A 12061-nucleotide genomic window follows, 5' to 3' on the forward strand; every position below is an offset into this window, starting at 1 on the left:
GTGAGGAAATAAAGGCTAGGAAGCACTGGAATCAGGTAAAAGAGATTAAAATAAAGCTAATAGTAAACAACCTTGGCAGGTATGCCAAAATTGTTTGTTTGATTCAAATGAGGATTTCTACAGAGCCAAAATTTTATATAAACCAAATAAGATAATCTCGAACAGCATATTTTGGAGACATATTATGCTTTAAAATTTGCTTTAAAATCGTTTTTAGCTTGAAACCATTCATGATTCAGTTCTGATAACAGCATAATTCCCGAGTACAGAACTGAGTTAGAATTCTTTTTAGAAAGCGAAATATACAGGAGGATAAAAATGAATAAAAAAGCAAAAATTATGCTTGCATGTTTACTGATACTTGGCTGTTTTGCGGCAATCGGATGCGTCCAGGAAGAAGAAGCGACTTCTGCAGATGCAGCAGAAGGTATGACTGAACAGACTATAAGTGAAGAAAAAGTCATTATAGGTATACCTTCGTGGGATGACGGCCGTGCCACTGCCAATGTCCTGAAGCATGTGCTTGAATCAGAAGGACATGAATCAGAGATTATAGTGGCTGATCTGGGAGGTATCTATCAGGCTGTAGCACAGGATGATATTGATGTATTCCCCAGTGCATGGTTACCGGCTACTCAGGCACCTTACTGGGATAAATACGGAGAGGACATCGTTTATGTCAACAATGTATCCTCAGGTGCAAAATGTGGTCTGGTTGTTCCGGAATATGTGGAAATAGACTCCATTGAGGAACTGCAGGAAAACCGTGATAAATTCGACGGTGTTATTCGTGGTATTGAGCCCGGTGCAGGCATTATGCAAAACTGTGAAGTAGCAATAGAAGAGTACAACCTGGATTATGAACTGCATTCAAGCAGTACCGTAGGTATGTCCACAGTCTTGCAGGAAGCAATAGATAATGAAGAATGGGTGGTCGTAACTCTATGGGAGCCGCATTGGACTTTTGCACGCATGGACCTTAAATTCCTTGAAGACCCTAAAGGGATTTTCGGAGAAAGTGATAACATTGTCATGCTTACAAGAAATGGTTTCCAGGAAGATAACCCGGAAGTATACGAAATAATCTCAAGGTTTGAAATGGACACCGGGGAAATAGCTGCTATTATGATAGACCTTGATGCCGGAATGGATCCTGAGGACGCAGCATCAAAATGGATAGAGAACAATCCCGAAAGGGTAAATGATTTCCTTGGCAATTAAGCAGGATAAGTGAAACTTACCCTGCCCTTTTTTTTGGATAAAAGAAAATACTTCCAGGTTGGAAATTGACCAAACCTGAACTCAAGAGTGTATACTCATACCCAGTCCGGTTTTGATTTACAGGAGAATAGAACTTCAACCGGTATAACAAATAAACGACCGGACCGCGTGCACAAAAGTTTAGATGTCGCCACTTCAGTGGCAGGAATAGTCACTGGATATGCCTAGCTCTTAAGCGGAAGGAAATATCTTGCAGTATTGCATTCTGCACAGATAAAAGCAATACCTTTCTTTTTTCCAGCGACCTGGTACTTATATACCACATAATGTCCGCACTTGCAGGGAGACATCATTTTCTGTTCTCCTATATACTTACCATCAAACACTATAGGACCCTGATCAGCCTTTGACCCATCATTACACGAATCTGAAATATCAGTTTTCTTTTCAACAGTGACCTCATTATCAAGACTGGATAAACCTTTAGATTCTGATGGCCCGACATATTCTCTTATACCCCCGGGAACTATTCCCTTCGGGAATATCTTAAGTCTGCAGGACCTTATATTTTCCCCGAATAAAGAAATACCTTCACAGGACAGCAATTCTTTTTTACCATCTTCAAGTATGAAATAACCAGGATGATCGCTTAAATGAACCGTTGAGCCTGAAGACGGTTCAGCAAAGTATAGAGATTCAAAGAATATCTTTGCTGCTTTGTTAACAGGTTTTGTTATGATATGACCCGTGAGTACACTTGATATAAGATAAAATATATTTTTTCCCAAACCTTTCCTTGCAAACTGAGGGGAAATTTCAATAGCACGCAATACATACACTGGTTTCCCGTCCGTTGAAGGTGAGTTCCACTTTTCATTCATGGACCATCCAACAACAGTATTTCCTGACAGCACCAATACTAAAACAACAGCAGGTCTTTTAAGCCAGCTTTTAAAATTAGCCATGTAATTTGTCATGCCCAGATGTTTTTTAAAATAGATGAACTCTCCAATTTTTAGTTTGTCAAGCTCAAAAGGGTATTCCGGAACGCAGAAAGATAAGCCATCGCTGGTTTTTGCAAGTTCGATCATCTGATTACAACCATTTATAGGGTATCACTGAATTCCCAGTATGGATCCAGTATCATCGCCAATTTAGATAAGTTTTTCATAAAGATCTTTCTGGTGCTCGTATCTCTGCTTGCCAGCAACAATACCGGATCAACCTCATCCTGAATAGTCCTTTTGCCCATAAGTCCTTCGATCACTGTGGATACCAATAAACCCATATCTTCATGATAACCCCCTTCCAACAGACATACCATATTCCATCGGCTTGCAAGTTTAGAAACAATACGATAGTAGCCGTCAACAGTAAGGTCCAGCTGTGCCAGCGATTCTTTATGATAGGAATCAAAACCACATTCAAGAAGTATGATTTCCGGATTGAATTTATCCAGTACTTTTTCTACAACCTCGTCAAAGAACATCGCGTATTCTGTGTTTCCTGACCGGGATGGCATTTCCATATTAATGGAGAGACCAAGTGCAGGATAGACACCAATGTCCTTTATAAAACCACTATATGGATAAAATGTGGAAGGATCCTGGTGGACTGAAATGCACAGTACATCAGGGTCGGCGGAGAAAATGCTATAGGTACCGTCGGAAGCATGTGCATCGATATTTAGTATCGCGATCTTTTTGATCCTATATACTTCCTGCAAATATCGTGCAAGAATGGCAGAGTTGTTGAAAATACAAAAGCCACTGGAGTTATCGATACCTGCATGATGACCCGGAGGCCTGACCAGAGCAAATGAGTGATCACAGGTACCGTCCATAACAAGATTGCCTGCATTCAAAACACAACCCAGAGCATGCAGGAGCACTTCAAAAGAAGAATCGCAGAGATAAGTATCTTTACCGAGCTGTCTGGCAGACTGCCTGGTACTTGTCTGTACAAGATCAGTATATTTTTTGGTATGCACCCTCAAAATATCCTTGATCAAAGCCGGTTCTGAATTGAACAAGGAGCATGACCCATTGCCGGGAATTCCATTTTCCGAGAGATAAGTGAATATCTGATGTAACCGCTGAGGATTCTCCGGTCCGGGAAAACCGTTTAACACAGGATCATGTGAATTATGGTTTACATTATGTGTCAGACCAATCCGTACCATAGGCACCTCATATTAAAATCGATCTAAGTGCTTTCACTTCGGCGATTTTCATCTTGGTATCCATCAAAACCTGTCGCTGCTGGTTCTTCTTGAAACTTGATATCGCGGGTCTATCACTCACAGGATTTGGTTCTTCAAGCAGTGCACTTAGAACGCTATGGCACAGTTGTCCGTTAAAGTCATGATAACCTCCCTCCATCAGAAGGACGAAATTCTTCTGATACAAAGTCCGGATCATCGAGGTCATTTTATGAAAGCCATCTGATGTAAGACTCATACCTATGTTCTTTTCCTTGTAGTATGCATCGAACCCACATGAGCAGATTATGAACTCCGGAGCAAAACTTTTTACAAGAGGGATGACGACCTCTTCAAAGGCAAGTGAATACTCCTCATCACCTGCGCCTACAGGCATTTCCACATTAACGGTATAACCTCTGCCGGCCTCATCCCCGGTCTCTTTTGAAAAGCCCTTCCTTGGATAGAAACCATGAGGATCACGATGCAGAGATACGAAAAGAACTGTCGGGTCCTTATAGAATATATCCATCGTACCGTCCCCTGCATGTGCGTCCCAGTCAACTATCATTATCCTGCCTATATTCTTTTTTTCCTGCAAGTACCTGGCAAGGATGGCTGCATTGTTAAAAAGGCAAAAGCCACCATACTTACTTCCAGTTGCGTGATGCCCGGGAGGCCTGGTCATTACAAAAGCATACGGATATTTACCGTCAGCAACAAGAGAACCTGCCTTTATAGCCGCCCCTGCAGATAATTTTGCGACCTCATATGATCTGGATGTCATGTATGTGCTGTCCCCGAGAAAACCTCCGCCAGCTGCCGAATAGGATTTTACGAATTTTATGTAGGAGTCATCATGGACCCTAAGAAGATCTTCATCAGAGGCCATATCGAAATCATTCATCAGTGAACACTGTTCATTCCTGAATATACCGTTCTTTTCAAGGTACCACATTGCTTTTATGAGACGCCCGGGACTCTCATGAGCATGCAGAGACAGGGAAGAAGGACTATGCTCAACGTGTTTTTCATCATACAGAAATGCTACTCCGGAAGTTATTGCATCTGCCGCTTCCTGCGACAGTTCATCCTTTTGGACATCCTTCTTCCAGCCACAAGAAAACATATTCTGTTTTTGTCTTGATTGAACTCCGAATAAAGAACTTGTTTGATTTTTTTGGGGCACAGGAGTTTTCATGTTCTGTTGAACGGAACATGCCTCTGTTTCAATGTTACCGGAAAAAGCCTGTTGCCTATCAGTTGAAACCGGGCATGGCGTTTTAAACTCAGTGTCCAGGACCGTTTTTACTCTTTGTTTAGGAGAGGCTTTCAGAGCATCCTTTACGATCTGTTCATACTTTGAACTGACCTCTTCGGACTTTGTTGGAGACTGCTCTTCAGCCATCTCGATCTCAACGGATTGATATTCAATTTCCTCGAATGCACCGGAAAATATCTCAGTATTGAGATCTGCATCTTTATCAGGACCGGAATCTGCTGAAAACGGGGTTTCTTTCGGATCTACATCGCATGCAGGATATTCGGGACCAATAATACAGTCCCCGCCTGCAACTTCGTGTTTAACTGGTAAGCTTATATCTTCATCCGGTCCGTCTTTCACAATGTCAGGTAAACTTTCCGTACCATGTTCGGGATTCTCGTCCGGTCCTTTTGAAGGAATATCGCAAAAACAGGAAGACATAGCTACATTCAGTTTTTGCTTTAACGTATCAGGATCTTTTTCCGGAGATCTCCGATCATTCCGCTTATCTTTCCCGTTCTCTGTCAAGGACATCGTTTCCCCCTAAATGATATTTATTGAACCTGGATCCATAAAGGATCAAGCACACCCGTATATTTGGTACCCATATACTCAAAAACCACAATGGGTTCTTCTATACACACCCAGCCTGCGACCTTGGGTTTGATGATCCATGTCTTTTTTGTAGTTTCTCCGGGTGCAATGCTATCAAAGAACAGATTCGTATTCTCAACATCCATTGTGTTCCCGAATTTGGCTGTGACTGCAAAGTTCTCATAGGGTTGCCGGGCAAAGTTCTTTACCCATACGTCTACAGTTGTTACTTTACCTGCCATCACCTGCTGCGCCGGAACCAGTCTGATGCACTGGGCCAGGGTTTCATTAGCTATCAAAGTAGCATTACTGATATCTACTACCCTCTCCAGGACTTTCTTTTTATCCTTGTCCTTTTTATTAAGGTAGAGACCTGAACCCAACATCATGACCGAGGCGGCAAAGATTATTCCGGAGTTATCGGCTATATCGTCTACAACAGTCTTTTTGACTTCTATGTTGAGTTCCGTAGCCTCGCCCATCTCCAGTGGAGTGAAAGATACACGAGTAATTATCCAGCCAACTTCGGTATTCTGGAGTTTGAAATAGACAGGAGTGGAAAATGTGTTCTTTTCTTTCCCCGAAAGATCCAGACTCGAGACAATGCATTCGGTTTCCACCATAGCAAGCTTCTCCGATATCTGTACAGAGGTTACGTTTATTTCCTTGATCCCGCCTGCCCGGATATCTTTATTATTGAATATCATCGTGATACTTGCAGGTGCAAGGAAGTCCTTACCTTCATACAGATCAAAAGCCAGACCCGGCTCATCTTCATTGATGGCGTTCAGGAAGTCGGTAACAGTTAATTCAACGGACTCTTCAGGAGATTTGCCTACACACCCGCTCTGGAAGATAACGGATGCAAGGACAAGGATACAAATTATGTACGCGGACCTGTGTTTCATGTGAGCACCAGATAGATAATGAAGTAGGGAGCATAGATTTTAGAGATCATTTATTTTTATTCATTCTAATTATATATAATGCTATTGATGCAAGCATTATTTCAATGATAATCAGAATCGGAAGGAAATATTTATTTTTGTAGAAGGGCTTTTCCCGGATATCCACATGCACCGCATATTCGAACGCAGGCATATCCCCATTCATAAAGGAGCGTATGCCGCTGGCACCTTCTAACACAACACGACCGCCCTTGAACGATTGCGATGAGTTGTCAAGTCCGTCATAGGACACCAGTTCAGTGCCATCCGGAAGAACCAGTTCTATCTTATTTATCAGGGGATGACCGAGTACCCATATACTATGTTCTCCGGAAGAGATAGTCGAGTCCAGACCATATTGCACTGTTGTTGTCACATTCAGGACAGAGCTGTTCACCTGACCCTCCGCACCTTCGAAATGAATACCTATGGAATCAATTGTCAGTTGAACAGAACCATTGTCGAGCATAATGTACTCCAGAAACTGCACACCTCCGTTTGATAGGTAATCTTCCTCGAATTTACCGGTCTCGGAAGCATTTACAACCCCATCACCATCGATATCCATTTCGTCCCTGAAATCACGGGCGTTTTCATCGGTGTATGTTTCGATCAAGGTGAATGTAACCGAATCACCATACAGGTCGATATCGTTTGTAAACGAGACCTCTGCTGAAGCTGGTATGGCAAAACAGCAGAATAATACGATCAAGATTAAGAAAATATTTTTTTGTACCATGTCATCCCTCATAAAAATATAAGGAAAGTCCTGCTCACGGATAGAGCTGGACTGCTTCCCTTGTACCATACGATGATGGAGTTAAAAAAGTAGCCATTGTTGTTGCACCGGATTCTGGTGTAAGTACTATTGTCACACTTGTACGTATCCCGATATCAAGATTGGAATCCTTCTGATTCCCGGCGGTAGATGTTTCACCTATTGACGCAAAGGACATGTCACCATCTGACACCGCTGACAGGTAAATGATTGCCAGATCCCCGGTATTCATTATCGGATTTCCCTGGGTGAAAGACCTGTCATCGTCCCTTATCTTCTGTGCCGTAAAGAAATGTCTTGCATTATGTCCCGGTGTTGCCTGAGTATCTGTGAGCAAGGCTGCCAGATTTTCAGCTGCAGTGCCTTCCGAGGAAAAATTACTCATCGAGTTGCCATATGTCTTATCATTGTTAGCATAGAGCAGATCATTGGTATTTGTCCCGTCCGTGATAGTCACTACCAGCTGGTTGAAATCCACAGGGAAACTACCTACATTCAGACCTACCCGCATCTTCAGCAGAGAGACATTGCCTGCTATATCACTGGCATTGTTCTTTGCACGGACACCTTCGATGCTCTTGATGACAATATTGGATGAAACCTCCTGAGTCGCCTGCTTGCCGGTAGACTGGGCCTGCTGCTGCAGAATGCCGGAAGTCTGTATAAGAACAGAAGCAGCAACAGCAGCAATGAGCACCATAGCAATGAATATTATAAGAGTACCGATGCCCACCTGAGCCCTGTTATTAACGGATACTCCGGTTTTTCTGTTTGTTTTCATTGAAACCATCTCCGTGAAAATAGAATGATGTGTAAAAATCCTACACACCATTAGTCACATCACGGATACAGTTGTACATTTTCCTTGACACCGTAAGATGAAGGTGTTACGAACTCAGCAACTGTAGCTGCACCGGATTCCGGCGTCAATACGATGTTCACAGCAGTCCTTGGAACAAGTTCCAGACCTGATGACTTCAATTCCCCTGAAGTGGATGCAATCGCGCCATAATTAGCCCCTTCAGACGATACTGTTGCGATGTACACAATAATAAGATCACCAGTGTTCATTACAGGATTTGCTTGTGAAAAAGACTGATCTTCATCACGGATTTTATCTACTGTATAGAACTGAGTAGGATTTGTTCCATTAGTCAGCAATTTTTCCAGATTTACAGAAGCACTACTACTGTCATCAAAGCCATCCATGAAACCTTCATATGACTTACTATTGCCTGCATATACAAGGTTATGTGCTATCGAACCGTCGGTGATGGATATAACTACCTGGTTGACATCTACGGGAGAACTGCCAACATTAAGACCGACCTGAAGTTTAAGCAGGTCAACGGTCTCAGAAAGATTAGTGTCATCACCAGTGGTATTTTTAGCACGTACACCTTCGATGTTCTTGACCATCAGGTTGGATGATACTTCCTGGGTTGACTGCTTACCGGTAGACTGGGCCTTTTGCTGCAAAATACCGGATGTCTGTATCAGTACGGCGGCCGCAACAGCCGCGACGAGCACCATGGCAATGAATATGATAAGGGTACCAATACCCACCTGGGCCCGGGTGTTATTTCTCATTGAGAATGTTCTGTTTGCTTTCATGTACAATCCTCCTATAATATCCTTATGTTTTTGGATATGCTATTATTATAAAAATACTTAATATAAATAAGTATGGTTGGAAATGATAAACACCAAACAGCATCTTTTTGTACTATCAAGATACTATTATATAATAAAAAGTAAATACTATTAAATATTATATTAGAGGATAGGACATGAGCGCAGGCCTGCTGTTAAATGCAACCATCTGTTTTGCAATAACCATTTCTTCTTTTGCCTTTGCATGGGTACTTGCCCGCAGTTACCCGGAGCACAACGATAAGAGCAAACCTGCCCTCTGGTCCCTTATAGCCCTGTGGTCTCTTGTAGGCCTGACATACCTGCCCACCACAATAAGGATGATAGCTGCATACATGGGCGACCAGCGACTTGATCTGATGTTGTATTATGTAACTGCAATACCATTCTCTTTCGTCACAGTGCCATTGGTATTCTTTATCCTGTATGTTATTATAGGGGATCAGAAGATAAGCGGCTACATATCATTCCTGTTTGTCCTGTTTGGTGCTACTTACCTGGCATTCTTCTATTCCAGCGGAGTACTGGGTCCCGTAATTACACCCCTGTCATCACTTTTCACGATCAATAGCGATATTGCCATAAACATATACCTGATTGGGCTCTTCGTAATACCCACAGCAATGATAATAGGGCTACTGACTCTTATTTTGCTCCAGCGTATGCCAAAAAGGCTGCGTTATAGAACTGCTCTGCCCCTGGTAGCCATTTCATTTGTATTTGACTTCATGCTTACGGACATGATCACACTGGACGATGCAATGCAACTGGCTGCAAGGATCTTTGTGCTCATCGGGACAGTGCAGGCATTCCTTGCCTATTTCCCCCCGATGACACTTCAGGAAAAACTCGGTATAAAAAGATATGAGTACAACCTGTACGAAAAAGAAGAAGATGAAGAAGACACTGACTTAGATAACGAAGATGAAGAGGAGGCCGACATCATTGTCTGAAGAGATAGATGTAAGGCTTGAGCAGGAAGTCGCCGAGTTCTACCAGTCACTGGGCATACACCAGGGACCGGGAGATATACAGTACAGACTGATACTCAAAGTGCTCAGTAAGAATGAAGGCAAGATCACAGAGTTCTCAGAGATACGTGAGTACACTGATAAATTCGCAGACAAGGGAAGTATCGGAAGCAAAATGAAAACTGTGTTCCAGCTTGAAGGACTGGCCGAGAAGGTTAAAAGAGGCGGATACATCATTACAGACAAAGGCATTACCGCATCAAACTTCCTCAAAGACACGACAAATTTCTACAAAAAGAACAAGAGAATAGGCGAAATAATAGAAAGAATGCCCTGAATTCATCAAATCTACCAGTTTGTATTTGCCGTGGGTGGGCACTATGCCATATTGTATATTGATGCTAGTAAAAAACTAACGTCTTCTGTGAAATACATAACATACAGATCAAAATAAAAGAACTTCTTGTTCTAAGTGGTCAAAACCCTGAAGTTTACATTTTTCTGCATTTGTTATCGCATTGAAAAACAGATTGTTTTATGAAACGTGACCTACTGAGATTTATTTAGCAACTGTTAAAGATAAAACATAAGTTCGATATAAATATCTTTAATGCTTTTATTAGGTTTTTATTACAATATTTTGGTAAAAACCAGAGATCATACCAGAAATAAAAATAAAGACTGAACATAAGATTTTGTGTTATATTCTGTCATATTATTACTGATACCAAAGATCAGTTTTAAAAAAAAAGAAAGCATAAGGTGAAGAATCACCTTATGGATAGAGTTGCACGTTTTCCCTGATTCCGTATGAAGAAGGAGTTACAAACTCAGCAACTGTTGTAGCACCGGACTCGGGAGTCAGCACGATATTCATAGTCGCCCTGGGCCCCACAACAAGACCACTATCCTTCAGCGCAGCAGTAATAGAACCAACCTCTTTAAAGCTGGTGTCACCTGCAGAAACTGTGGATATATAGAGCGTCACCAGGTCACCTGTGTTCATAATAGGTTTTTCCTGACTGAAAGAACCATCCTCATCACGTATTTTATCCGCAGTGAAGAAGTACTTTGCATTATTGCCCGGTGTAGATGTGTTCGAGAGCAGTGCTTCCAGATTCTCAGCTGCAGTGCCATCCGAAGAAAAGTTATCCATTGCCGATTCATATGTCTTGTCATTATTGGCATATATCAGGTTATTGGTTGTAGTACCATCCGTTATAGAAATAACGACCTGGTTTACATCCACAGGAGAACTTCCAACGTTAAGACCTACATTGAGTTTCAGCAAGGAAACGTTGCCGGCCATAGTAGTAGAATTGTCCTTTGCACGAACACCTTCTATACTCTTGACCATGATATTGGAAGATACTTCCTGAGTGGACTGCTTACCGGTAGCCTGAGCTTTCTGTTGCAGGACGCCGGAAGTCTGTATCAGCACAGCCGCAGCGACTGCAGCTACCAGAACCATGGCAATGAATATGATAAGAGTGCCGATACCTACCTGAGCACGTGTATCTTTCCTGAGGTACAGTTGTTTGTTAGCTTTCATAATACATTCTCCTTAAAAACATGTACAGTTGATTGTACATGTTCTCAGCTTACGGATAGAGCTGTACGGTCTCCTTGACACCGTATGAAGAAGGTGTTACGAACTCAGCAATTGTAGCTGCACCGGATTCAGGAGTCAATACTATGTTCACGGTAGTCCTTGGAACGAGTTCCAGCTGAGAGTCAACCAAAGTTCCCTCTGTGTCAAAGGAACCCATATGAGAATATCCTACGGAGTTATTATTCGTAGTTGCAAGATATACAATAATGAGATCTCCTGTGTTCATTACAGGATTGGATTGTGAGAATGACCGATCTTCGTCACGTATCTTGTCAACTGTATAGAACTTAGTAGGATTTGTCCCATTGGTCAGTAAGGTCTTCAGGTTCGCATTAGCACTGTCATTAAAGCCTGTCATAGTACCATCATACGTCTTATCATTACCGGCATAAACCAGATTATGTGCAATCGAGCCATCAGTTATGGATATTACTACCTGATTGACATCCACAGGTGAACTGCCAACATTAAGACCTACCTGGAGTTTAAGCATGTCAATAGTCTCAGAAGTATCACTACCATTTACAGCACGCACACCTTCGATGTTCTTGACCATCAGGTTGGAAGATACTTCCTGAGTTGACTGCTTACCGGTAGACTGGGCTTTCTGTTGCAGGATACCGGATGTCTGTATCAGTACGGCGGCCGCAACAGCCGCGACGAGCACCATGGCGATGAATATGATAAGGGTACCAATACCCACCTGGGCCCGGGTGTTATTTCTCATTGAGAATGTTCTGTTTGCTTTCATGTACAATCCTCCTATAAATACATAAATATGTATTTATTTAGTATATATTAAATTAATATATAAATATCAT

The 12061-nt window shown here is 42.2% G+C and carries 12 protein-coding genes; 3 read left to right on the forward strand and 9 right to left on the reverse strand.

Annotated elements, in window-relative coordinates; all coding sequences use genetic code 11:
* The first annotated feature begins 318 nt into the window (after positions 1–318).
* A complete protein-coding gene (locus tag CUN85_RS08310; protein ID WP_235856260.1) occupies positions 319–1221 on the forward strand; it encodes a glycine betaine ABC transporter substrate-binding protein in 903 nt (300 codons plus the stop codon).
* A gap of 224 nt (positions 1222–1445) precedes the next feature.
* Here the strand turns inward: CUN85_RS08310 and CUN85_RS08315 are convergent, their stop codons facing one another.
* The 7 genes from CUN85_RS08315 to CUN85_RS08345 are packed head-to-tail and all read right to left on the reverse strand — an operon-like array spanning position 1446 to position 8618.
* A complete protein-coding gene (locus tag CUN85_RS08315) occupies positions 1446–2312 on the reverse strand; it encodes a hypothetical protein (protein ID WP_135389866.1) in 867 nt (288 codons plus the stop codon).
* A 14-nt stretch (positions 2313–2326) separates the two neighbouring features.
* Entirely contained in the window at positions 2327–3403 is a 1077-nt protein-coding gene (locus tag CUN85_RS08320; protein WP_135389867.1) for a histone deacetylase family protein, read from the reverse strand.
* Between the two features lie 7 nt (positions 3404–3410).
* On the reverse strand, positions 3411–5219 hold the full coding sequence (locus CUN85_RS08325) for a histone deacetylase family protein (protein ID WP_135389868.1): 1809 nt from the start codon (positions 5217–5219) through the stop codon (positions 3411–3413).
* Between the two features lie 20 nt (positions 5220–5239).
* A complete protein-coding gene (locus CUN85_RS08330; RefSeq protein ID WP_135389869.1) occupies positions 5240–6187 on the reverse strand; it encodes a hypothetical protein in 948 nt (315 codons plus the stop codon).
* Between the two features lie 46 nt (positions 6188–6233).
* A complete protein-coding gene (locus CUN85_RS08335; protein WP_135389870.1) occupies positions 6234–6965 on the reverse strand; it encodes a hypothetical protein in 732 nt (243 codons plus the stop codon).
* 34 nt (positions 6966–6999) lie between these two features.
* Positions 7000–7785, reverse strand: a complete 786-nt coding sequence (locus CUN85_RS08340) for an archaellin/type IV pilin N-terminal domain-containing protein (RefSeq protein WP_135389871.1) — start codon at positions 7783–7785, stop codon at positions 7000–7002.
* 59 nt (positions 7786–7844) lie between these two features.
* Positions 7845–8618 carry an archaellin/type IV pilin N-terminal domain-containing protein gene (locus CUN85_RS08345; protein WP_135389872.1) on the reverse strand — a complete coding sequence of 258 codons (774 nt, stop codon included), beginning with the start codon at positions 8616–8618 and terminating at the stop codon, positions 7845–7847.
* Positions 8619–8794: 176 nt separating this feature from the next.
* On the opposite strand from CUN85_RS08345, the gene CUN85_RS08350 reads away from it, so the two are divergent.
* Positions 8795–9610, forward strand: a complete 816-nt coding sequence (locus CUN85_RS08350; RefSeq protein ID WP_135389873.1) for a hypothetical protein — start codon at positions 8795–8797, stop codon at positions 9608–9610.
* Positions 9603–9965 carry a hypothetical protein gene (locus CUN85_RS08355; RefSeq protein ID WP_135389874.1) on the forward strand — a complete coding sequence of 121 codons (363 nt, stop codon included), beginning with the start codon at positions 9603–9605 and terminating at the stop codon, positions 9963–9965. Before CUN85_RS08350 ends, CUN85_RS08355 begins: the two co-directional genes overlap by 8 nt.
* A 438-nt stretch (positions 9966–10403) precedes the next feature.
* Here CUN85_RS08355 and CUN85_RS08360 read toward each other — a convergent pair whose 3' ends face one another.
* Positions 10404–11180, reverse strand: a complete 777-nt coding sequence (locus CUN85_RS08360; protein ID WP_135389875.1) for an archaellin/type IV pilin N-terminal domain-containing protein — start codon at positions 11178–11180, stop codon at positions 10404–10406.
* 49 nt (positions 11181–11229) lie between these two features.
* Positions 11230–11991, reverse strand: a complete 762-nt coding sequence (locus tag CUN85_RS08365; RefSeq protein ID WP_135389876.1) for an archaellin/type IV pilin N-terminal domain-containing protein — start codon at positions 11989–11991, stop codon at positions 11230–11232.
* Between the last annotated feature and the right edge of the window lie 70 nt (positions 11992–12061).

The sequence above is a fragment of the Methanolobus halotolerans genome, from assembly GCF_004745425.1.
In the GTDB taxonomy this organism is placed as follows: Archaea; Halobacteriota; Methanosarcinia; order Methanosarcinales; family Methanosarcinaceae; genus Methanolobus; species Methanolobus halotolerans.

Bases quoted from the DNA above. Each gene is read 5' to 3' on its own strand.
- CUN85_RS08340 (WP_135389871.1), bottom strand. From the start codon at position 7,785: ATGAAAACAAACAGAAAAACCGGAGTATCCGTTAATAACAGGGCTCAG.
- CUN85_RS08335 (WP_135389870.1), bottom strand. From the start codon at position 6,965: ATGGTACAAAAAAATATTTTCTTAATCTTGATCGTATTATTCTGCTGT.
- CUN85_RS08325 (WP_135389868.1), bottom strand. From the start codon at position 5,219: ATGTCCTTGACAGAGAACGGGAAAGATAAGCGGAATGATCGGAGATCT.
- CUN85_RS08330 (WP_135389869.1), bottom strand. From the start codon at position 6,187: ATGAAACACAGGTCCGCGTACATAATTTGTATCCTTGTCCTTGCATCC.
- CUN85_RS08365 (WP_135389876.1), bottom strand. From the start codon at position 11,991: ATGAAAGCAAACAGAACATTCTCAATGAGAAATAACACCCGGGCCCAG.
- CUN85_RS08315 (WP_135389866.1), bottom strand. From the start codon at position 2,312: ATGATCGAACTTGCAAAAACCAGCGATGGCTTATCTTTCTGCGTTCCG.
- CUN85_RS08350 (WP_135389873.1), top strand. From the start codon at position 8,795: ATGAGCGCAGGCCTGCTGTTAAATGCAACCATCTGTTTTGCAATAACC.
- CUN85_RS08345 (WP_135389872.1), bottom strand. From the start codon at position 8,618: ATGAAAGCAAACAGAACATTCTCAATGAGAAATAACACCCGGGCCCAG.
- CUN85_RS08320 (WP_135389867.1), bottom strand. From the start codon at position 3,403: ATGGTACGGATTGGTCTGACACATAATGTAAACCATAATTCACATGAT.
- CUN85_RS08360 (WP_135389875.1), bottom strand. From the start codon at position 11,180: ATGAAAGCTAACAAACAACTGTACCTCAGGAAAGATACACGTGCTCAG.
- CUN85_RS08310 (WP_235856260.1), top strand. From the start codon at position 319: ATGAATAAAAAAGCAAAAATTATGCTTGCATGTTTACTGATACTTGGC.